Here is a 20,787-nt window from a genome sequence, read left to right on the forward strand (position 1 = left end):
GTCAACGGTACGACCCCCCACCGACAACCGGTCCCGACCGGCCCGGGTCAGGCAGGAGCCAGGGCCGGCGCCCCGCGGCGAGGTCCTCCACCCGGCCCAGGAGCAGCACCGCCACCGCGATCAGCACCCAGGCCACCGCGAACTGGAACCAGGTGCTGTCCAGCGGCAGGGACAGCTCGAGGAGCCTGACCCGCCACATCAGGTCGATCAGGGGGACGCTGAGCATGAGGGCGACCTCGTGCCACAGGTAGACCGTCACGGCCCGCGCGCTGACGATCCGCGCCGCCCGGTCCAGCGTCCGGAGCCGCCCGGCCGGGCCGGCGCCCGGCCGGAAGCGCAGCAGGAGCAGGACGAAACCGGCCGACCACAGGGCCTGGGCGAGCGGGATCTCGTTGAGGTCGTACGAGCCGTCCGCACGGTGGGACCAGGCCCACCAGCCGCCGATCGCCATGCCGACGGCGGCCAGGACCGGCGCCAGGCCCGCCCGCGCGCGGTCCAGCAGTCCGTCGTGGTGGGCGAAGCCGAGCAGCCAGCAGGTGAGGAAGGTCGCCAGATCGGTGACGGCGCTGCCGGCCCCGCCCTCCGGCGGGCTCCGGAGCGTCTGCAGGAGCACGACCGGGGCGAGGGAGGCGACGAGCACGGCGGTGGGTGACCGCCGGAACACGCGCAGCAGCAGCGGCGAGAGCAGGACGAACCACAGGTAGGCACGCACGTACCACAGCACCCCCGTGGCCTGTTCGGCCCAGGCGCTGCCCGGCGGGTCCGCCAGCGGCACCACCCACCACAGCAGCCGCGCCCACCAGCGCCCCGCGTGGTGCTCGGCGGGCGACCAGCCGTGGAGCAGCATCGCCGGGACCAGGACGGCGCCGAGGCACCACAGCGGCGGCAGGAGTCTGCGCAGCCGCCGCCGCACCACCGGCAGCGCGGGCCGCTTCTCCAGCGACCGCGCCATGAACGAGCCCGCGAGGGCGAACATCACGCCGAGGGAGGGGAAGACCAGGCTCAGCCACGCCCAGCCGAACGTGTGGTACGTCACGACGCGGACGAGCGCCAGGGCGCGCAGCAGGTCCAGGTACCGGTCGCGGGCGCCCGGGGCCGTGGTGGCGGCAGCGGCAACCGCCCGCGCGCCGCGGCGGGCGGCGTGCCGGCCGGAGGTCCCGGGCCGGGGCAGGGGCAGGGAGGCGCCGGACGCGGTCACCGGGCGGCTCCCGCGGACGCCCGCGGGGAGTTGACCTCGCCGGTGCGCTCGAGCTTCTGCCAGCGCAGCCGGCCTCCGGTCATGGCCGTGACGCAGGAGTGGATCAGGACGAGGTACATCAGCTGCCGGTAGACGATCTGCTGCAGCGGCAGCATCAGCAGGTGGCGGTAGTGCTCGCGGTCCAGGCGGAAGGCGTAGGCCGCGCACAGCAGCTGCACGGACATCAGCGCGGCCCAGGCGAGGAGCGACCTGACCGGGGCGACGAAGACGGCGCCGTAGACGGTCAGGAGGTCGATCAGCGGCGCGAAGAGGGGCGTGACGATCTGGAAGAGCACGACCAGCGGCATGCCGACCCGGCCGAAGCGTCCCGAGGGCCCGCGGTCCACCAGGGAGCGCCGGTGCTTCCACAGCGCCTGCATGGTGCCGTAGCTCCAGCGGTACCGCTGCCGCCACAACTGGCCGATGCTGCCCGGTGCCTCGGTCCAGGCGCGGGCGTGCTCGGCGTACACCACGCGCCATCCCGCGCGGTGCAGCGCGATGGTGACGTCGGTGTCCTCGGCGAGGGTGTCCCCGCTCATGCCCCCGGCCTCGAGCAGCGCGGCGCGGCGGAAGCCGCCGACGGCGCCCGGGACGGTGGGCATGCAGCCGAGCAGGTCGTACATGCGCCGGTCGAGGTTGAAGCCCATCACGTACTCGATGTGCTGCCAGGCCCCGATCACCGTGCCGCGGTTGCCGACCTTGGCGTTGCCCGCGACGGCGCCGACCCGCGGATCGGCGAAGGGCTGCACGAGCCGGTGCACGGTGCCGGGCTCGAAGACGGTGTCGCCGTCCATCATCACGACGAGGTCGTGACGGGCGTGCTCCAGGCCGCGGTTGAGCGCGGCGGGCTTGCCCGCGTTCTCCTGGCGCACGACGCGCACCTGGGGCAGGCCCATCGACTCGACGATGCCGGCGGTGCCGTCGGTCGAGCCGTCGTCCACGACGACGATCTCCACCGGGTGGGTGCTCGCCGCGAGCGAGCCGACGGTGTTGGCGATGCACTCCTTCTCGTTGTAGGCGGGCACGATGACGCTGACCGGTTCGGTGACCGCGGGCCCCCAGCTGAAGCGGCGGCGGCCGCGGATCCTGGCGTGGCGGCGGGCGAGGACGAGCATCAGGGCGAAGCGGGCCAGGACGGCGACGCCGACCACGACGAGCAGCCAGAACAGGACGGGCATGGTGAACTCGGCCAGCGCCACGACCCCGATCAGGGCGCGCCCCTGCCACAACTCGGCGCCGCTCGCCCGGTGGTTGGCGGTCGTGGCGCCCAGGCTCGCGGTCAGCGTCGTGAAGGTGTAGCCCTTCGCCTTCATGGTGTCGATGTACGTGCCGAGCGCCTCCACGGTCTGGGAGCGGTCGCCGCCGGCGTCGTGGAAGAGGACGGAGGCGCCCTTGCCGCCCCTGGGGGTGGCGTCGCGGACGATGGCGGCGGCACCGGGGCGCCGCCAGTCCTCGCTGTCGGTGTCGACGAAGGCGCTGATGTAGCCCTTGGTGCCGAGGTAGCGGTAGACGGGCCACGTGGTGTCGTCGACGGCGTCGGGCTCGGAGGAGTACGGGGCACGGAAGAGCGAGGTCGTGATGCCCGCGGCGCCCGCGAGCGCCAGCTGGGTCTGGGCGAGTTCCCGGTCGATCCTGGCCCTGTCCTGGTACGCGAGGTCGACGTGGGAGAAGGTGTGGACGCCGATCTCGCCGCCGGAGTCGACGATGTCGCGGATGAGCGCGGGGTACCGGGCGGCCATCTGGCCGACGACGAAGAAGGTGCCCGGCACGTCGTGCTCGCGCAGCACCGCGAGCACCTTCGCGGTCCACCGGGGGTCCGGGCCGTCGTCGAAGGTGAGCGCGATCGTCCGGGGCGGCAGGGTGTGGCTGACGGGCTCGCCGTCGGCGCCGAAGGTCAGCACGGGGCCGCCCTCGAGGACGGAGGCGGGCACCTGGCTCGCGCTCCCGGACTCGTGCACGCGGCTGTCGTTGCCGATCTCCGAGTGCAGGTAGCCGTCCAGCAGCATCACGCACACGAGCGCGAACAGCCCCAGCACGGCCATGACCACGCGAGGTCTGGGCACGGCCTGCCGGCCTGCCGACGCCACCTTGGTGATCGCACCGGGTGCCGCGTGCCGGGCCGTCCGCGCCATGGCCGCTCAGTCGTCCCAGCCGTCGCCGGGCACCGGGTCGCCGCCGGCGTCGCCCGGGGGGAAGGCGGGGGTGTCCGGCCCGGGTGTCACGGGGGCGGAGGCGGACGGCGAGGCGGTGGCCGTGGGGGTGCGCACGGACGTGGGCCGCGGGGAGGCGCTCGCCGTCGCGGTGGCGCCGGGGCCGGCGGAGGGGGTCGCCGAGGCCGTGGCGCGGCGCCCGGTGGCGGAGGGGGTGACCTCGGCGGCCGCGACGACGGTGGGCGCGGCGGCGGGGCCCCGGGCCACCGGGGCGGGGGCGTGAGGAGCGGCCGGGGCGCTCGCGACGCGTTCCGCGGTACCCCCGGTTCTTCCACCCGCCTCGGCCTGCGCCGACGCGCCCTCGGGGACGTCGGCGCCCGGAATCAGGGTCTGGGGGGCGAAAGGGGTGCCTCCCGCGAAAGCCACCCCCAGCAGCACGGCATATCCCGCGCAGGCGATCCCGACGGCCAGTCCGGCGCGCCGGATAATGCGCGCCCGGCGGCCCGACGCATCGACGAATACGGGCCCTTCCTCCGTGGACCGCCCACGGGGACACGCCCGTCGGGAGAGGGAATGCATGGGCGGAATGCTAGCAGTAATTTCTCTCCATGAATTCCGCGGATTCACTTCCGCATTAATCCCACGAATGAACCGAGACCCCCGTCCACTCAATTCCAGGAAAGCGTGATCCGAAATTCCCGGGGCAGATAGTCTCTCCGTCATGAAGAGCCGCACGGCACAGCTGATCACCGGACTCGTGGCGGTCGCCGTCGCCGCCACGACCGCCTCCCTCCTCACCGGCACCGAGCCCGCCGGCTCCCCTGCGCGCCACGCGCCCGGGGGGAGGGAACCGGTGGCCGAGGTGGCCTTCACCTCCTACGTGGACGCCTCGCGTTCCACCGCGTACGACATGGCGGACGCCGCCCGCAGGACCGGGGCCGACGGTTTCACCCTCGGGTTCGTGACCGCGCGCGGTGACTGCGCCCCGACCTGGGACGGGCGCGACGGCATCGCCCACGGCGGCCTGGCGGGCCGGATCGCCGCGCTGCGGGCCGCCGGCCGCGACGTGCGGGTCTCGTTCGGCGGCGCCGACGGCACGGAACTCGCCGGCGCCTGCGACGACGTGGACGAACTCGCCTCCGTCTACGCCGATGTGATCGGGCGTTACCGGCTGACCGGGGTCGACTTCGACGTCGAGGGCGACGACCTCGCGGACACCGCCGCCGGCACCCGCCGGGCGCGCGCCGTCGCCCGCCTCCAGCGGGAGGCCGAGCGGGAAGGCCGGACGCTGTCGGTCTCCTTCACGCTGCCCGTGATGCCGTCCGGGCTGACCGCCGGGGCCCGCGCGCTGCTCGCGGACGCCCGGCACCAAGGGGTGCGCGTCGACGCGGTCAACATCATGGCGATGGACTACGGGGAGACGTACACCGGCGACATGGGCCGGTACGCGGTCCAGGCGGCCACCGCGGCGCACCGGCAGCTCAAGGCGCTGCTGGGCCTGCCGGACGCCGCGGCGTGGCGGACCCTCTGGGTGACCCCGATGATCGGGGTGAACGACATCCGGGGCGAGGTGTTCACCCTGCGGGACGCGGCCACACTGGCCGCCTTCGCCCGTGACAAGCAGCTGGGCGGCCTGTCCATGTGGTCGGCCGACCGGGACCGGCCCTGCGAGGACGGCACCAAGGAGTCGGCCCCGGCCCGGTGCAGCGGGGTCGACCAGCCGTCACTGGCGTTCGCGCGGGCGCTCGCGGACGCGTGAGGCCCGGGCGGCGTGCGAGGAGCGGGTCGCCCGCGAGGAACGACGGCCGCGGGCGGGCGCGGGGTCGGGGTCGGGGTCGGGGTCGAAGTCGCCGACGGGCGGGTCGAGCGCCACGACGACCCCCGCGAGGAAGAGGAAGACGACCGGCCCGATCAGCACCGGGGCGAGGAACGCGGCCGGTCCCGCCCCGCTCGATCCCTCCCGCGCGCCGCTGTACAGGTGCACCGTCAGCGCGGCCATGCCGATGTAGTGCATGGCGGTGACGGCGAAGCCCAGGACGAGGCTGGCGAGCACACCGGCGTACAGGCGCCGGACGGCGACCGCCGACCACAGGGCGACGGTGGCGGCCAGGACGGCGACGCCGACCGACAGCACCACCGTGGACTGCGTGTACTCCAGGTCGCCGCGCAGCCGCATGCCCCGCATGCCCATGTAGTGCATGGCGGCGATGCCGAGTCCCGTGACGCAGCCGCCGGCCAGTACGGCGGGGAGCGTGCGGCCCACGAAGCCGACGAGGAACACCCCGAGAGCGACGACCACGACGGCGACGAGCAGGCTCTCGAAGGTGACGAGCGTGTCGTAGGCGATCCGCACCTCGACGACGGTGAAGCCCATCATGGCGATGAAGTGCATGGTCCAGATGCCGGAACCGATGGCAGCGGAACCCAGCGCGAGCCAGCCGGCCCGTCGCGAGGGGTGCATGGCAAGGGCCCGGGTCGTGCAGCGCAGCCCGAGGGCGGCGCCCAAGCAGGCCATCAGGAAACCCGCGAGAGGGGTCGCCCATCCGTAGGTGAAGCCATTGACCGTTCCGTACGTGCCGCTCACGGCACCCTCCCCTTGCCGCCCCGGTCCCCCGCTTCCTTCCGTCCCCCGTGCTGACACACGCTAGGCTCGCCGGCCCGCCCCGCGCGGCCGCCTCATGGCGACTTCATCGCGCGGACACCCGTACGTCACATCGGCCCGGGCAGTGCCGTGATGCGGTCCAGCGGGCCGTACGGTCCGGCCGCGAGCGCGGTGCGCAGGGCGGCGACGACCTCGGCGGGGCTGCGGGTGAGCGCGGCGGGCGCGACCCGCAGCACGCGCAGGCCCAGCGACTCCAGCCGGCCGCGCCCGGTCCCCGGGCCGAGGTCCAGGACGAGGCCGTCGCGCACCCAGTACGCGTCGGGCGAGCCCAGGAAGGCGCCGTCGAGCTGGAGCGTGGGACGCCACAGCGGCTGCCGGAGTCCCGACCGGGCCACCAGGGCGCGGGCCATGGGCTCGGCGGAGGCGGCGCGCGGACCGGGATCCATGGCGTCGAGCAGGGCGGCCACGGCGGGGCGCCGGGCGAGTACCGCGCCACCCAGTTCCGCGGCGAGCGCGGGGGCGGGCACGCCGAGCGCTATGACCAGTTCGCGGACGACTTCCAGGGCCCACTCGGGGTCGATGGACTCCCGTACGCCGTCGGCGGCCGCCCGGGCCACCGGCGCCACGGGCACACCGTCCACGGTGCAGGGCGCGGGGAGTCCGCGGCCGTGGTGGACCCGCACCCAGGTGTGGGTGCGGATGCGGCGCTCGCTCGGGACGAGCACGTCCACCACCGGGAGCCCGCAGGGCGGCGCGGCCACGGCGACGCCGTGCAGGGCGAGCCCCGCCACGCCGGTGATCATGGCCGGGACCTGCGGGTACCCGGCGAAGGCCAGGGCCGCCCTGGACCGCTGCGCGGCGGTGAGCGGACCGGGCTGGAGGACGACCACCCGGGGCAGCGGCCGCTGCCACCGGCCGCCGGGGCGGCACCACTCCCGCAGCCTGCTCTGCGGAACGCCCACCGCGGCGAGTTGGGCGACGGTGGCGACCCGGTCCTGTTCACGGGCGAGCCGGCGGACGGCCGGGATGAAGTCGTTTCGCGTCATGCGCGCCCCATCCCCCCTCGTAACCGGTCGGCCACCGCTTGTGACAGACCTGTCGAGAACGGCCACCCTCCCGGGTGGTGCGGCGTGCGGCCGGTTGCCGTGGCCGTCCCGGACCCGGGGGGATCCCTCCCGGGCGCGCCCCCGGCCGGGACCGGCTGTCAGTGCCCCGTCCTACGCTGGGGACCGTGACGCAACCACAGACCCCTTCCGCCGAGGTCGCCTGGTCGGTGCTGGAGGCACCGGTCGGGCCGCTGCTGCTCGCCGCGACCGGGCAGGGCCTGGTCCACGTCGCCTTCCGGACCGGGGAGGAGGAGGCGCCCGCCGTGCTGGAGCGGATCTGCTCCCGGCTGGGCGCCGTGCCCGCGCGCAGGCCCGGGCCCGCGAGCGCCGCGGGGGCCCGGCTGGACGAGGCGATACGCCAGGTGGAGGCGTACTTCGCCGGGACGCGCCACACCTTCGACCTCGACCTCGACTGGTCCCTGACGACCGGCTTCAACCGCCGTGTGCTGCGCGAGCTGTCGGCCGGCGTCCCGTTCGGCAGCGTGGTCGGTTACCAGGACCTCGCCAAGCGGGTCGGTGAGCCGGGCGCCGCCCGGGCCGTCGGGGTGGCCATGGGCGCCAACCCGCTGCCCGTCGTCGTCCCGTGCCACCGGGTCCTGGAGAGCGACGGGGGCATCGGCGGCTTCGGCGGGGGCCTGCGCATGCTCGACATCAAGCGCTCGTTGCTGGCCCTGGAGGGCGTCCTGCCGGAGCCGCTGTTCTGACGGTTCCTCAACGCCGCCGTGCTGGACGGCAGGTCACACCGGCGGGTCCGGGGAGGGTGGAGAAATGGACGAATCGACTTTCTGCGTCACCGAGGGCGCGCCGGACTCACCGGTGCTCCTCCACGTCCCGCACAGCGCCCGCGCCGTGCCTGGGCACGTCCGTGAGCGCATCCTCCTGGACGACGCCGGACTGGCGGCCGAGCTCGACCACATGACGGACTCGTACACCGACCTGATCGCGGCGCGCGCCGCCGGACGGACGGGGGCCTGGCAGTTCACCAACCGGCTGTCGCGGCTGGTCGTCGACCCCGAGCGGTTCCCGGACGAGCGGGAGGAGATGCGGGCCGTCGGCATGGGCGCCGTGTACACCCGCACCTCGCACGGGGCGCCGCTGCGCGAGTCCGACCCCCGGCACGAACGGGCCCTGCTGGAGGCCTACTTCGAGCCGTACGCGGCCGCCATGACGGCGGCCGTGCAGGACCGGCTGGAGGCCACGGGGCGGGCGGTCGTCATCGACGTGCACTCCTACCCCGGCGCGCCGCTCCCCTACGAGCTGCACGGCGACGGGCCCCGGCCCGCCGTCTGCCTGGGCACGGATGCCTTCCACACCCCGGCCTGGCTGCTGGACGCCGCCCGCGAGGCCTTCGCGCCGTGCGGGGAGGTCGGTCTCGACTCGCCGTTCGCCGGCACCTATGTGCCGTTGAAGCACTACGGCGAGGTCCGCGAGGTCTCGGCGCTGATGGTCGAGATCCGCAGGGACGGGTACATGAGCGAGCCCGGTGGTGCCCCCGGCGAGGGACTGGACCGGTTCGGGGACGCCCTGGCCGCCCTCGTCGCCGCCGTCGGCACGGGTGGCGGAACCGGCGGTGGCAGCGGAACCGGCGGCCTCAGGTGACGCGGAAGCCGGTGAACTCCACCAGGCCATGGTCTCCCGTGCCACCGTTCCCCGCGGTCATGAAGAGCCCCACGTCCTGGGTCCGGGCCGCCGCCGGGACGGTCACGGTCGCGACCTTCCGCCACGTCGTCCCGCCGTCGGTGCTGCACTCCCCCGTGTAGGCGCGGCCCCTGCGGCGCAGCCTCAGCAGCACCGGGGCCCGCACACCGGCGAGCCGCCGGTAGCGGTTCAGCAGGCCGTCGCCGTCGGAGTCGTACGACAGCGTCACCCCGTGCCCGGGGCTGACCGCCAGGTTCAGGAAGCCCGGGGCGGCCGGGTCGTCGAGGTCGTCGCGGACGACGATGCCGGCCCGCGCCCATGCGGCGGTCTCGGCCTGGCTGTCGACCCGGGTGGTGACCGTCCCGCCGTCGCGCAGCGCGCCGGGCCGCAGGACCGCCGCGAACTCGGCCGTGCCCTTCCACAGGTCGCGCCCGGCGCCGTCGATGGCGAAGCGGTCGCCGAGCTGCCCGAACACGGCTCCGGTGCCGTTGACCGTCCGGTAGGCACGGTCCAGCGGGCCCGCGACGTACAGGTCCCCGGTGGCGACCGCGGGCACCCGCGCGCCGCCGGGGACCGGCTCGTAAGCGGCCCGCGCCTCGTACCGCAGCGGCGACAGCGGCCGCTTGGGGCGTGCCTCGGGTGCGGTGACGTGCCAGGTCGCACGGCCGGTGCCGCCCGCCGCCACGCGCGGCAGCGACAGCGTCCCGCGCGGTGCGGCCCGCAGCCCGTCCGTGGTCAGGGAGAAGCCGACCGTGCCGGTGGGGGCGAGCCCGTTGGTGTTGGCGAACTCCGCGGTGACCACGGCCCGGCCGCCCGGCACCAGCGTCACCGGGTCCGCGGTCACGGTCAGCGTGCCCTGGTAGGGGGCCGCGGCAAGGACCCCGTAGGCCCGCCGGGCGAGCGTGTGCGCGTCGCCGGTGGGCCGGGTGGGGTAGCGCCCGGCGCGCTTCGTCCAGGGCTCCTCGGCGCGGTACCAGTCGACGGCCCGCGGGGTGCGGCGGGTGGTGAGGGCCGCCGCGCACTCGTCCAGGAAGGTCCGCCAGCGCGGCAGGTAGAAGTCCGCGACCAGCCCGTTCCAGTCACGGTTGGCGTACTCGTGCAGCGACACCGACGTCGCGCGCCCGCCCCAGGTGGTGGTCAGCACCCGGGCGGTGCGCTCGAGTTTGGCGCGTTGCGCGTCCGCCCCGCCCCAGTCCCGGGCCTCGGCGAGCCAGGGGCCGAGCAGGAAGGCCCGGTGGCCGCCCGCGACCTCGTCGGCCAGTCGCATCAGCCGCAGCCACAGTTCGGACAGCTGGTGGAAGACCGCCGCGTCGCCGCGCGCGAACGCGGCGCGCAGTTGCGGCAGGAGCTGCCGGCTGCGGTTGGCGACGGCCTGCCGGGCGACGTCGGTCAGGTCGTAGCGGTAGGCGTCGCAGCCGCGTGCCCCGGCGGAGACCGCCAGCAGCGCGGCGAACGCCGCGTCGAAGGCGGCGGGATCGTAGGTGAGGGCGTTCGGCGCGTACACGCTGCTGGAGTCGGCGGTCAGCGAGGGACGGGCGGTGAAGAGGCTGTCGTGGGCGTCGGCGCGCTCCAGCGCGTCGTGCCGGTAGGCGGTGCGGCGCAGCGCCTGCCAGGCGACGCGTGCCTGGCCGTCCTCGGTGCCGTAACGGGTCCGCGCGTACGTGTCGAACCAGGTCGGCAGGTCCACCCGCTGCTCGTGCCAGGGCAGTTCGCAGAACAGCTCGAAGGCGGCCGGGTCGCGCTCGGCGGCCTCCGGGAGGTAGCAGGTGCCGGCCAGGGCGCTGCCGGGCTTGTCCCGCCAGCTGAAGAAGCGGTCCGCCCACACGTGGGCCTTGGCGCCGATCGTCGTCCGGCCGCCGAAGTTGGGGATGGAGCCGAAGGCGTACGGGGTGCCCGCCCAGTCCCGCTCGCGGTCGGTGACCGAGGCGAACCGGTCGGAGACGCCGTCCACGACGAGCATCCGCTCCTTGTCGACCGCTTCCAGCAGGTCGGCCCGCGGGTTCTTCTCCCAGCCGAGGATCACCCAGGTGGCGCGGGGCTGCGCCGCGCGCAGCGCCGCCTGGACGCCGCGGGCGGCCGCGGCCACGGGGACCCCGCCCGCGGTGCCGCCCTCGTGGAGCAGGTCCATCTTGAAGTACGCGGCCTCGCCGAACAGCTGTTTCTGGTGGCGGTAGAAGGAGGCGGCCACCGCGGCGAAGGCGTCGGTGCGCGGGTCGAGCCAGCCCGGGCGGGCGAAGCCGTGCCAGGTGCCCTGCGGGACGACGTGCGCCCCGGCGTTGCGACCGGCGAAGCCGTCCGGGACGGTGCCGAAGTAGCCCGGCAGCACGGGGGCCATGCCCAGTTCGCGCAGCCGCGCGGTGATCCTGCGGCCCAGCGCCGCGCGGGCGTCGACGATGCCCGAGGTCAACGGGCCGCCGTACCCGGAGAGGTTCTGCAGCAGCCACCACGGCTGGTGGGACGGGGCCGGCAGCCAGGCCAGGGCCTCCTTGTCGGAGTAGCCGAACTCGCGCAGCACGCGCCGGTACACGGCCTCCGCACCGGCTACCACCAGCACCTCGTTGCAGCCGTGCAGTGCCAGGACGTCGATGAAGCGCTCCCAGCGCGACCAGTCGGCGTAGGGGGCGGTGTAACCGTCGTTGGTGTCGTTGAGCACGAAGCGGTGCGGCACGGTGGCGCGGCGGGCGATGCCGCCCGGGGGCGGCGCCGGGAGCGTCGCGGGCAGGGCGTCCAGGCTGTCGCCCACCCAGGAGACGCCCACACCGCACACGTGCTTGAGGTACCAGCGCACGCCGCACAGCAGTGTGGCCTGGGACGTGCCGGCCACCTCGATGCGGCCCCGCGCACCCGCGATCCGGAAGCGGTCGGACCGTTCGCCGTCCTTGCCGCCGTTCCCCCGGCCCAGCGCGACCAGCCGGAACTGCCCCGCGTGCCGTGGCAGCAGGCGGCCCAGCGCGGCGCGTGCGGGAGCAGTGTCGAAGGCGGCGGCCGCGGTCGCGCCCGCCGCCCCCGTCGCGAACACCGCGCCCGTCGCGGTCGCGGCGGCGGAACCCAGCAGCATCCGCCTGGTCACTCGAGTCACGGCCGGCTCCCGACAGTTGAGGCTGCGTCAGAACGCGTGCCCCGGAACGGTAACGGGAGTGACGATACGGATCAATGTGACGCGAGGGGTGTTCGCCGTAAAAGCGGACGAACTACCCACCCTGGCTCACGCCGGGTCGGGGAAGCGTGCCGCCTGCAGGTAGTCGGGCTTGGGGTCGAGCGCCGCCGCCAGCCGGAAGTGCCGCAGCGCCTCGCCGGAGCGGCCGGAACGCTCCAGGGTGCGGCCGAGGGCGAAGTGCGCGTACGCGTTGTCCGGCTCGCGCTCCAGGACGACCTGGAACTCCAGCTCGGCCGGGCGCAGCTGCGCGGACAGGAAGAAGGCCCGCGCGCGCAGCAGCCGCGCCGCGGTGTTCTCCGGGTGGGCGGCGATGACCGAGTCCAGCAGCTTCACCGCCCCACGGGCGTCGCGGGCCGCCAGCAGCTGCTCGGCCGCACGGAAGTCGATGACGTGGTTCTCGGGGCTCTGCTCGGGCACAGCCGCCTCCTTCCCCGGGCGCTCAACAGCTCACAACTACCCAACATCACCATCTGCATATGCATTCCCGGGCGGAACACCCCGGCGGTCGCTCAGGCCTCCTCGCCGGCCGGGCGCCGTTCCGCCGGCACCGTAGGCCCGGCCGGGTCCTTCGGCGCTTCCAGGGCCGCCGGAGCCACGCCGTCGACCTCCGCGACGGGCCGCGGCGGCTCCACAGCCGCGACGGGGTCGGGTGCCGGGGCGGGAACAGGGGCCGGTTCGGCGGCCAGGCGTTCGCCTCCCGACGCCCGCTCGAAGAAACGCAGCATCTCCACCGGGAACGGCATGACCAGCGTCGAGTTCTTCTCCGCTGCCACCTCCACGACCGTCTGCAGCAGCCGCAGCTGCATCGCGGCCGGTGTGCCGTCCATCGCGGCCGCGGCCTGCGCGAGCTTCTGCGAGGCCTGCAGTTCGCCGTCGGCGGTGATGATGCGCGCCCGGCGCTCGCGGTCGGCCTCGGCCTGCCGCGCCATCGACCGCTTCATCGACTCCGGCAGGGCCACGTCCTTGATCTCCACGCGGTCGATGTGGATGCCCCACTCGACGGCAGGCGTGGCCAGCATCAGCTCCAGGCCCTCGTTCATCGCCTCGCGCCCCGACAGCAGGTCGTCCAGCTCGCTCTTGCCGATCACCGAACGCAGCGAGGTCTGGGCCACCTGCAACATCGCGAACTGGTAGTTCTGCACGTCCACCGTGGCCTTGATCGGGTCGATGACCCGGAAGTACAGCACGGCGTCCACCCGGACCGAGACGTTGTCGCGGGTGATGCCCTCCTGCGAGGGCACCGGCATGGTCACCACCTGCATGTTGACCTTGGTCATCCGGTCCGCCAGCGGCACCAGAAGACGCGGCCCGGGCTGCTTGGCGTGCGGCCGCACCCGCCCGAAGCGGTAGACCACACCCCGCTCGTACTGCCTGATCACCCGGAAACTGCTCTTGAGACCACCCAGTCCCAGCACCACGACGGCGATCCCGATCGCTGCCGACACGGCTTCCATCCCAGCCCCCTCTGTCCGCGGTGGAGCGACGCTACTGCTCCACAGACGTCCACGGAGAGGATTCCGGATCAGCTCTTGACGATCTTTTGACGCAACTGCTCCCACACCTGCCGGACCTGGGGCTCCAGCGCCTCCAGCGGCCCGTCGTTGTCGATCACGACGTCGGCGACCGCCAGCCGCTGTTCCCGGGTGGCCTGGGCCGCCATCCGGGCCCGGGCGTCCTCCTCGGCCATGCCGCGCAGCCGCACCAGCCGGTCCAGCTGAGTCTCCGGTGCGGCGTCCACCACCACGACCACGTCGTACAGCGGTGCCAGGGCGTTCTCCGTGAGCAGCGGCACGTCGTGCACGACGACCGCGTCCGGGCCGGCCGTCTGCTCCAGCGCCGCCGAACGGTCCCGGACCAGGGGGTGGACGATGGCGTTCAGCGCCCGCAGCCGCTCGGGGTCGGAGAAGACGATCGCGCCCAGCTTCGGCCGGTCCAGGGCGCCGCCGGCGGCCAGCACCCCCTCGCCGAACTCGGCGACCACCGCCGCCAGCCCGGGTGTGCCCGGCTCCACCACCTCGCGCGCGATCCGGTCGGCGTCGACCAGCACCGCCCCGTACGAGGCCAGCAGCCGCGACACCTCGCTCTTGCCCGCCCCGATCCCGCCCGTCAACCCCACTTTGACCATGGCGCGAGACTACCGGTGCCCCCGCACACCCACGATCCGGGTCAGGAGCCGTCGTCCTCACGGTCTGCCAGGAAGCGCTCGAACTCCGCCGCCAGGTCGTCCGCCGACGGCAGCTCGACCGGCTCGGCGATCAGGTTCTGCCGGCTGCCGCCGCCCGCCAGCGCGTCGTACTGGTTCTCCAGGCCCTGCACCACCGCGACCAGCTCCGCGTCACCGTCGGCGACCTGCCGGTCGACCTCCGCGCGCACCGTGTGCGCCTCCATCCGCAGCGCGTGCGCCACCTGCGGAAGCACCAGTCCGGTGGCGGCCGTCAGCGTCTCCACCACCATCAGCGCGGAGTCCGGGTAACCCGAACGCGCCAGGTAGTGGGGCACATGGGCGGCCAGGCCCAGCACATCACGGCCCGCCTCCGCCAGCCGGAACTCGACCAGCGACTCCGCACTGCCCGGCACCTGCGCCTCGTCGAACCAGCTGCGGTGCCCCGGCACCAGGTCCAGCCGGTTGCCGTGCGGCGTCAGCCCCACCGGGCGGGTGTGCGGCACGCCCATGGGGATGCCGTGGAAGTTGATCGCCAGCCGTACCCCCAGCCGCTCCACGATCTGCACCACCGCGGCGGCGAAACGCTCCCACTCGATGTCCGGCTCCTGGCCCGACAGCAGCAGGAACGGGCTGCCCGTACTGTCACGGACCAGCCGCAACGCGATCTCCGGCGCGTCATACGCCGTCCAGCGGTCCCGCTTGAAGGTCATCAGCGGACGGCGCGCGCGGTAGTCCACCAGGCGGTCCGCGTCGAAACGCGCCACCACCTGGTGCTCCTGCCGCTCCAGCAGCTCCTCGACGACCTGCCCGCCGGTCTCCCCGGCGTCGATGTACCCGTCGAAGTGGTACAGCAGCACGGGTCCGGTCTCACCGAACGCCTCGTCGACCGCCTCTGCCCCGCCCGGCTCGTATGCGTACAGCCCCTGCGGATCCAGCACTGCGCACCCTTCCCTCGGTCTTCGTCAACTCTGGGTGCAACGGACCGCACAGCCCGCGCATTCCCACCCGGACCCGGCAACGCGGAAGGACCCGCCCTCCAGAGGAGAGCGGGTCCTTCCGTGGTGCGTGGGCGATACGCCCTGCGATCAGCTCTGGCCGCCGGCCAGCTTCTCGCGGAGCGCGGCCAGCGCCTCGTCCGACGCGAGCGCGCCGGACTGGTCGCCGGACTCCGAGGAGTACGAGCCACCGGTCGGGCCGGCCGGAGCCGCCTCGCCGGCCGCAGCCGCAGCCTCGGCGTCGGCCTCGCGGGACTTGATGACCTGGGCCTGGTGCTGCTCGAAGCGGGACTGCGCCTCGGCGTACTGGTGCTCCCACGCCTCCCGCTGGGTCTCGTAGCCCTCGAGCCAGTCGTTGGCCTCGGGGTCGAAGCCCTCGGGGTAGATGTAGTTGCCCTGGTCGTCGTAGGACGCGGCCATGCCGTACAGGGTCGGGTCGAACTCGACCGAGGCCGGGTCGGCACCGAAGGACTCGTTGGCCTGCTTCAGCGAGAGGCTGATGCGACGGCGCTCGAGGTCGATGTCGATGACCTTGACGAAGATCTCGTCGTTGACCTGGACGACCTGCTCCGGGATCTCCACGTGGCGCTCGGCCAGCTCGGAGATGTGGACCAGACCCTCGATGCCCTCGTCCACGCGGACGAACGCACCGAACGGCACCAGCTTCGTGACCTTGCCGGGCACGACCTGGCCGATCTGGTGGGTGCGGGCGAACTGCTGCCACGGGTCTTCCTGGGTCGCCTTCAGCGACAGGGAGACACGCTCGCGGTCCATGTCGACGTCCAGGACCTCGACCGTGACCTCCTGGCCGACCTCGACGACCTCGGAGGGGTGGTCGATGTGCTTCCAGGACAGCTCCGACACGTGCACCAGGCCGTCCACGCCACCCAGGTCCACGAAGGCACCGAAGTTGACGATGGAGGAGACGACGCCGGAGCGCACCTGACCCTTCTGGAGGGTGGTGAGGAAGGTCTGACGGACCTCGCTCTGGGTCTGCTCCAGCCAGGCACGGCGGGACAGGACCACGTTGTTGCGGTTCTTGTCCAGCTCGATGATCTTGGCCTCGAGCTCCTTGCCGACGTACGGCTGGAGGTCGCGGACACGGCGCATCTCGACCAGCGAGGCGGGGAGGAAGCCACGGAGGCCGATGTCGAGGATGAGACCACCCTTGACGACCTCGATGACGGTACCGGTGACGATCCCGTCCTCTTCCTTGATCTTCTCGATCGTGCCCCAGGCACGCTCGTACTGAGCGCGCTTCTTGGACAGGATCAGACGGCCCTCCTTGTCCTCCTTCTGGAGGACCAGGGCCTCGATCTCGTCGCCCACGGCGACGACCTCGTTGGGGTCGACGTCGTGCTTGATCGAAAGCTCGCGCGAGGGGATGACACCCTCGGTCTTGTAACCGATGTCGAGCAGGACCTCGTCCCGGTCGACCTTCACGATGACGCCGTCGACGATGTCGCCGTCGTTGAAGTACTTGATCGTCTCGTCGATCGCGGCGAGGAAGGCTTCCTCGGAACCGATGTCGTTGACCGCCACCTGCGGGGTGGTACGAGGGGCCTGGGCCTCGGTGCTGCTCGTCATTAGGAAAAGGGCTCCGGTACGGACATGAAGTCGTAGGTACTGCTACGCCGTAAGCCCGTTTCGCTCCTGCCGATTCCGGACAGCCCAGAGGCCGAGAGGTTTACAACAGATGTGAGCGCAGCCTGCTCCGTCCGAGGCGCGCAGGCTCGCAGCGCAACTTGTAGCATACGGGGGCAGCCGGGCACGGTCAATGCACGAAGAGCGCACCACGGGCGTAACACCCCGTACCGGGCACTGGCACATAGACGTGTTGCGGCGGCACCGCAGCCACAGGTCACCACAGAGGGTACGACGACCAGCGCAATGATCCAAGCACCGGCCCCCCGGCCCATCCCCGAAGAACCCGAGGCCACGCGCCGTGTCGCAGGCGCCACGGAGAGCAGCCGAGCCAACCGCGGATGGTGGGACCGCAACGCCGACGAGTACCAGAACGACCACGGGGAGTTCCTCGGCGACGGAGATTTCGTCTGGGGCCCGGAAGGAGCAACCGAGGACGAGCTCCACCTCCTCGGACCCGCCGCCGGACTGAAGGGCGCCTCCGTCCTGGAGATCGGCGCCGGCGCCGCCCAGTGCTCCCGCTGGCTCGCCGCGCACGGCGCCCGGCCCGTCGCCCTTGACCTCTCCCACCGCCAGCTCCAGCACGCCCGCCGCATCGACGACGGCCACAGCCCCTTCCCCCTCGTCCAGGCAGACGCCGGCGCCCTCCCCTTCGCCGACGCCTCCTTCGACCACGCCTGCTCCGCCTACGGCGCCCTCCCCTTCATCGCCGACACCGCCCACGTCATGCGCGAGGTCCGGCGCGTCCTGCGCCCCGGCGGCCGCTGGGTCTTCTCCGTCACCCACCCCATCCGCTGGGCCTTCCCCGACGAACCCGGCCCAGACGGACTCACCGCCTCCGCCCCCTACTTCGACCGCACCCCCTACGTCGAGCAGGACGAGGGCGGACACGCCGTCTACGTCGAACACCACCGCACCCTCGGCGACCGCGTGCGCGAACTCGCCGCCGCCGGCTTCCACCTCGTCGACCTCGTCGAACCCGAATGGCCCGCCTGGAACACCGCCGAATGGGGCGGCTGGTCCCCGCTGCGCGGCCGGATCATCCCCGGCACCGCGATCTTCGTCTGCGTCGCCCCGTGACCACCCCCCGCCCCGCGGGCCCGCGGCAGGACGCCCTCGCCGCCCTCCCGGTGCGCACCGCCCTGCCCGCCCTCCACGACGCCCTCGACAGCCACGGCTGCGCCGTCCTGGCCGCCCCGCCCGGCACCGGCAAGACCACCCTCGTCCCGCTCGCCCTCGCCGGGCTCCTCGACGACGACCGCCCCACCCGCACCGTCGTCGTCGCCGAACCACGCCGCATGGCCGCCAAGGCCGCCGCCCGCCGCATGGCCTGGCTCCTCGGCGAGGAGGCCGGCGGCCGCGTCGGACACACCGTGCGCGGCGACCGCAAGGTCTCCCCCGGCACCGTCGTCGAGGTCGTCACCACCGGCGTCCTCCTCCAGCGCCTCCAGCGCGACCAGGAACTCCCCGGCACCACCACCGTCCTCCTCGACGAGTGCCACGAACGCCACCTCGACGCCGACACCGCCATGGCCTTCCTCCTCGACGTGCGCGCCGCCCTCCGCCCCGACCTGCGCATCGTCGCCGCCTCCGCCACCACCGACGCCGACGCCTGGTCCCGGCTGCTCGGCGACGCACCCGTCGTCCACGCCGAAGGCCGCCTCCACCCCGTCACCGTCACCCACGCGCCCCCGCCGCACGGCATACGGCCGCCGCACGGCATGCGCGTCGACCCCGCCTTCCTCGACCACGTCGCCGCCACCGTCCGCACCGCGCTGCGCACCACCGACGGCGACGTCCTCTGCTTCCTCCCCGGCACCGGCGAGATCGCCCGCGTCGCCGGGATGCTCGGCGACGCCGGCGCCGACGTCCTCCAACTCCACGGCCAGGCACCCACCGCCGTCCAGGACGCCGTGCTCCGCGGCGGCGACGGCACCCGGCGCCGCATCGTCCTCTGCACCTCCGTCGCCGAATCCAGCCTCACCGTCCCCGGCGTACGCGTCGTCGTCGACTCCGGCCTCGCCCGCGAACCCCGCACCGACCACGCCCGCGGACTCGGCTCCCTCACCACCGTCCGGGCCTCCCTCGCCACCGCCGCCCAGCGCGCCGGACGCGCCGGACGCGAAGCCCCCGGCACCGCCTACCGCTGCTGGAACGAGGCCGAGGACACCGCCCGGCCCCGCTTCCCCTCCCCCGAGATCGCCGTCGCCGACCTCACCCCCTTCGCCCTCCAGGCCGCCGCGTGGGGCGACCCCGACGCCACCGGGCTCGCCCTCCTCGACCCGCCCCCGCCCGGCGCCCTCGCCGCCGCCCACGACGTCCTCACCGCCATCGGAGCCCTCCACGCCGACGGCCGCACCACCGACCGCGGCGACCGCATGGCCCGCATCGGCCTCCACCCCCGCCTCGCCCGCGCCCTCCTCGACGGCGCCCCCCGCACCGGCACCCGCCGCGCCGCCGACATCGTCGCCCTCCTGTCAGAACAGCCCCCGCGCGAGCGCGGCGACGACCTCGCCGCCGCCTGGCGCACCACCCGCCGCGCCCACGACGCCCACGCCGACCGCTGGCGCCGCGAGGCCCGCCGCCTCGCCGCCGCGGCCCCCGACCACCCCACCACCGCGCTCACCGACGACACCGCCGCCGGCCTCCTCACCGCACTCGCCTTCCCCGAACGCGTCGCCCGCCGCCGCGGGGGCGACGCATCCGGCTACCTGATGGCCTCCGGCACCGCCGCCGACCTCACCGACGGCACCCGCCTCGGCACCCCCCAGTGGCTCGCCGTCGCCGTCGCCGACCGCCCCGCCGGCTCCCCCGCCGCCCGCGTACGCCTCGCCGCCGTCATCGACGAGGACACCGCCCGCACCGCGGCCGCGCCCCTGCTCACCGAGACCGACGAGGTCACCTGGGCCGACGGCGACGTCACCGCCCACCACGCCGCCCGCCTCGGCGCGATCACCCTCACCACCCGGCCCCTGACCGACCCCGACCCCGCACAGCTGCACACCGCGCTCCTCGACGGCCTCCGCCGCGAAGGACCCCGCCTGCTGAAGTGGACCCGCGACGCCGACACCCTCCGTCGGCGCCTCGCCTTCCTCCACCGCGAGATCGGCGCCCCCTGGCCCGACGTCTCCGACGAGGCCCTGCTCTCCCGCGCGGACGACTGGCTCGCCCCCGAACTCGCCACCGCCCGCCGCCGCGCCGACCTCGCCCGCGTCGACGCCGCCACCGCCCTGGGCCGCCTCCTGCCCTGGGCCACCGGCGACGCCGCCCGCCTCGACGAACTCGCCCCGGAACGCCTAAAGATCCCCTCCGGCTCCAAGGTCCGCGTCTCCTACGACGACGACCGCCCCGTCCTCGCCGCCAAACTCCAGGAACTCTTCGGCTGGACCACCACCCCCCGCATCGCCGGCGGCCGCGTCCCCCTCCTCGTCCACCTGCTCTCCCCCGCGGGACGCCCCGCCGCCGTCACCGCCGACCTCGCCTCCTTCTGGCGCGACGGCTACCGCGCCGTGCGCGCGGAACTCCGCGGCCGCTACCCCAAGCACCCCTGGCCCGAGGACCCCACCACGGCGGTCGCCACCCGGCACACCAACGCCCGCCTCAATGCTCCGGGCCGACGAACCGGTCCATGAGCGCGACGGCCTCCCGGCGGGCGACGGAGATGTTGCAGGCGTTGGCCTGCCTCCAGGCGACGCCTGCGGCGTCGAGCGAGTCGGCGCACAGGCGCCGGATGTGGACGCGGCACACGGAGTTCCCGGGCCGGACGGCCCTCATGGCCTGCTCGCACGTGTCGATCAGTCCGGGCCAGGCGTCGCCGCAGGCGATGCGCAGGGCGTGGCCGCCGTGGGGCTGGGGGCTGATGCAGCCGTCGCCGAGGTAGAGGCCGAGCAGGTAGGCGTAGGCGGGGCCGGATGCGCGGCCGGTGCAGTCGGTGCCGCTTCGTCTGGGTTCGATGCGGGTGCGCCAGTCGCGGATGGCGGAACGGGACACACCGGTCATCCGGCTCACGGAGCTGAGGCTCCGGCCTTCGGCGAGGAGCGCGAGGGCCCGGCGGCGGGTTTCCAGGTCGTACATGTGAACGACTTTGGCGTGAT

At 74.0% G+C, this 20,787-nt stretch carries 17 protein-coding genes; 5 read left to right on the forward strand and 12 right to left on the reverse strand.

Annotated features, from left to right (window positions below; genetic code table 11):
* Position 1 precedes the first annotated feature (1 nt).
* From AC1VWI_RS13600 to AC1VWI_RS13610, 3 genes are read right to left on the reverse strand one after another with little or no spacing between them, the layout of a single operon-like run.
* Positions 2-1,198 carry an acyltransferase family protein gene (locus AC1VWI_RS13600; RefSeq protein ID WP_499511251.1) on the reverse strand — a complete coding sequence of 399 codons (1,197 nt, stop codon included), beginning with the start codon at positions 1,196-1,198 and terminating at the stop codon, positions 2-4.
* Positions 1,195-3,369, reverse strand: a complete 2,175-nt coding sequence (locus tag AC1VWI_RS13605) for a bifunctional polysaccharide deacetylase/glycosyltransferase family 2 protein (protein WP_499511252.1) — start codon at positions 3,367-3,369, stop codon at positions 1,195-1,197. Before AC1VWI_RS13605 ends, AC1VWI_RS13600 begins: the two co-directional genes overlap by 4 nt.
* 6 nt (positions 3,370-3,375) lie before the next feature.
* Complete coding sequence (locus tag AC1VWI_RS13610) at positions 3,376-3,813, reverse strand: hypothetical protein (RefSeq protein ID WP_499511253.1); 438 nt, start codon at positions 3,811-3,813, stop codon at positions 3,376-3,378.
* Positions 3,814-4,108: 295 nt separating this feature from the next.
* Between AC1VWI_RS13610 and AC1VWI_RS13615 the strand changes: the two genes are divergently transcribed.
* Entirely contained in the window at positions 4,109-5,146 is a 1,038-nt protein-coding gene (locus AC1VWI_RS13615) for a chitinase (RefSeq protein ID WP_499511254.1), read from the forward strand.
* Here AC1VWI_RS13615 and AC1VWI_RS13620 read toward each other — a convergent pair.
* Both AC1VWI_RS13620 and AC1VWI_RS13625 read right to left on the reverse strand, forming a co-directional pair.
* A complete protein-coding gene (locus AC1VWI_RS13620) occupies positions 5,111-5,902 on the reverse strand; it encodes an MHYT domain-containing protein (RefSeq protein WP_499516795.1) in 792 nt (263 codons plus the stop codon). The two genes, AC1VWI_RS13615 and AC1VWI_RS13620, sit on opposite strands and share 36 nt — an antisense overlap.
* 194 nt (positions 5,903-6,096) lie before the next feature.
* A complete protein-coding gene (locus tag AC1VWI_RS13625; RefSeq protein WP_499511255.1) occupies positions 6,097-7,035 on the reverse strand; it encodes a hypothetical protein in 939 nt (312 codons plus the stop codon).
* A 185-nt stretch (positions 7,036-7,220) separates the two neighbouring features.
* Here AC1VWI_RS13625 and AC1VWI_RS13630 point away from each other — a divergent pair, with 185 nt between their 5' ends.
* Together AC1VWI_RS13630 and AC1VWI_RS13635 are read left to right on the forward strand one after the other, a co-directional pair.
* The gene (locus AC1VWI_RS13630) at positions 7,221-7,799 is read left to right on the forward strand and encodes a methylated-DNA--[protein]-cysteine S-methyltransferase (RefSeq protein ID WP_499511256.1); all 579 of its coding nucleotides are present in this window, start codon (positions 7,221-7,223) and stop codon (positions 7,797-7,799) included.
* A 64-nt stretch (positions 7,800-7,863) separates the two neighbouring features.
* The gene (locus tag AC1VWI_RS13635; RefSeq protein ID WP_499511257.1) at positions 7,864-8,694 is read left to right on the forward strand and encodes an N-formylglutamate amidohydrolase; all 831 of its coding nucleotides are present in this window, start codon (positions 7,864-7,866) and stop codon (positions 8,692-8,694) included.
* Here AC1VWI_RS13635 and AC1VWI_RS13640 read toward each other — a convergent pair.
* The 6 genes from AC1VWI_RS13640 to rpsA all read right to left on the reverse strand — a co-directional run bounded on the left by AC1VWI_RS13640 (position 8,687) and on the right by rpsA (position 16,636).
* Positions 8,687-11,791 carry an alpha-N-acetylglucosaminidase gene (locus AC1VWI_RS13640; protein ID WP_499516796.1) on the reverse strand — a complete coding sequence of 1,035 codons (3,105 nt, stop codon included), beginning with the start codon at positions 11,789-11,791 and terminating at the stop codon, positions 8,687-8,689. The two genes, AC1VWI_RS13635 and AC1VWI_RS13640, sit on opposite strands and share 8 nt — an antisense overlap.
* 147 nt (positions 11,792-11,938) lie before the next feature.
* Positions 11,939-12,307, reverse strand: coding sequence for a tetratricopeptide repeat protein (locus AC1VWI_RS13645; RefSeq protein ID WP_499511258.1), 369 nt, complete (start codon positions 12,305-12,307; stop codon positions 11,939-11,941).
* Between the two features lie 92 nt (positions 12,308-12,399).
* Complete coding sequence (locus AC1VWI_RS13650; protein ID WP_499511259.1) at positions 12,400-13,344, reverse strand: slipin family protein; 945 nt, start codon at positions 13,342-13,344, stop codon at positions 12,400-12,402.
* A gap of 68 nt (positions 13,345-13,412) precedes the next feature.
* Complete coding sequence (gene coaE, locus AC1VWI_RS13655; RefSeq protein ID WP_499511260.1) at positions 13,413-14,015, reverse strand: dephospho-CoA kinase; 603 nt, start codon at positions 14,013-14,015, stop codon at positions 13,413-13,415.
* A 41-nt stretch (positions 14,016-14,056) separates the two neighbouring features.
* Complete coding sequence (locus AC1VWI_RS13660) at positions 14,057-14,992, reverse strand: PAC2 family protein (RefSeq protein ID WP_499511261.1); 936 nt, start codon at positions 14,990-14,992, stop codon at positions 14,057-14,059.
* 147 nt (positions 14,993-15,139) lie between these two features.
* Positions 15,140-16,636, reverse strand: coding sequence for a 30S ribosomal protein S1 (rpsA, locus tag AC1VWI_RS13665; protein WP_499511262.1), 1,497 nt, complete (start codon positions 16,634-16,636; stop codon positions 15,140-15,142).
* A 303-nt stretch (positions 16,637-16,939) separates the two neighbouring features.
* Here rpsA and AC1VWI_RS13670 point away from each other — a divergent pair, with 303 nt between their 5' ends.
* Together AC1VWI_RS13670 and hrpB are read left to right on the forward strand one after the other, a co-directional pair.
* Positions 16,940-17,773, forward strand: a complete 834-nt coding sequence (locus AC1VWI_RS13670; protein WP_499511263.1) for a class I SAM-dependent methyltransferase — start codon at positions 16,940-16,942, stop codon at positions 17,771-17,773.
* Positions 17,677-20,325, forward strand: a complete 2,649-nt coding sequence (gene hrpB / locus AC1VWI_RS13675; protein WP_499511264.1) for an ATP-dependent helicase HrpB — start codon at positions 17,677-17,679, stop codon at positions 20,323-20,325. The genes AC1VWI_RS13670 and hrpB overlap by 97 nt, the downstream gene beginning before the upstream one ends.
* On the opposite strand, the gene AC1VWI_RS13680 is transcribed toward hrpB, so the two are convergent.
* Positions 20,294-20,767: a helix-turn-helix domain-containing protein gene (locus AC1VWI_RS13680; RefSeq protein WP_499511265.1), complete on the reverse strand. Its 474-nt coding sequence runs from the start codon at positions 20,765-20,767 to the stop codon at positions 20,294-20,296. The genes hrpB and AC1VWI_RS13680 overlap by 32 nt on opposite strands.
* Between the last annotated feature and the right edge of the window lie 20 nt (positions 20,768-20,787).

It is taken from the genome of Streptomyces sp. TOM-9, from assembly GCF_056858595.1.

Bases quoted from the DNA above. Each gene is read 5' to 3' on its own strand.
- AC1VWI_RS13615 (WP_499511254.1), top strand. From the start codon at position 4,109: ATGAAGAGCCGCACGGCACAGCTGATCACCGGACTCGTGGCGGTCGCC.
- AC1VWI_RS13680 (WP_499511265.1), bottom strand. From the start codon at position 20,767: ATGTACGACCTGGAAACCCGCCGCCGGGCCCTCGCGCTCCTCGCCGAA.
- AC1VWI_RS13605 (WP_499511252.1), bottom strand. From the start codon at position 3,369: ATGGCGCGGACGGCCCGGCACGCGGCACCCGGTGCGATCACCAAGGTG.
- rpsA (WP_499511262.1), bottom strand. From the start codon at position 16,636: ATGACGAGCAGCACCGAGGCCCAGGCCCCTCGTACCACCCCGCAGGTG.
- hrpB (WP_499511264.1), top strand. From the start codon at position 17,677: ATGGCCCGCCTGGAACACCGCCGAATGGGGCGGCTGGTCCCCGCTGCG.
- AC1VWI_RS13670 (WP_499511263.1), top strand. From the start codon at position 16,940: ATGATCCAAGCACCGGCCCCCCGGCCCATCCCCGAAGAACCCGAGGCC.
- AC1VWI_RS13620 (WP_499516795.1), bottom strand. From the start codon at position 5,902: ATGGCCTGCTTGGGCGCCGCCCTCGGGCTGCGCTGCACGACCCGGGCC.
- AC1VWI_RS13635 (WP_499511257.1), top strand. From the start codon at position 7,864: ATGGACGAATCGACTTTCTGCGTCACCGAGGGCGCGCCGGACTCACCG.
- AC1VWI_RS13640 (WP_499516796.1), bottom strand. From the start codon at position 11,791: ATGCTGCTGGGTTCCGCCGCCGCGACCGCGACGGGCGCGGTGTTCGCG.
- AC1VWI_RS13650 (WP_499511259.1), bottom strand. From the start codon at position 13,344: ATGGAAGCCGTGTCGGCAGCGATCGGGATCGCCGTCGTGGTGCTGGGA.
- coaE (WP_499511260.1), bottom strand. From the start codon at position 14,015: ATGGTCAAAGTGGGGTTGACGGGCGGGATCGGGGCGGGCAAGAGCGAG.
- AC1VWI_RS13625 (WP_499511255.1), bottom strand. From the start codon at position 7,035: ATGACGCGAAACGACTTCATCCCGGCCGTCCGCCGGCTCGCCCGTGAA.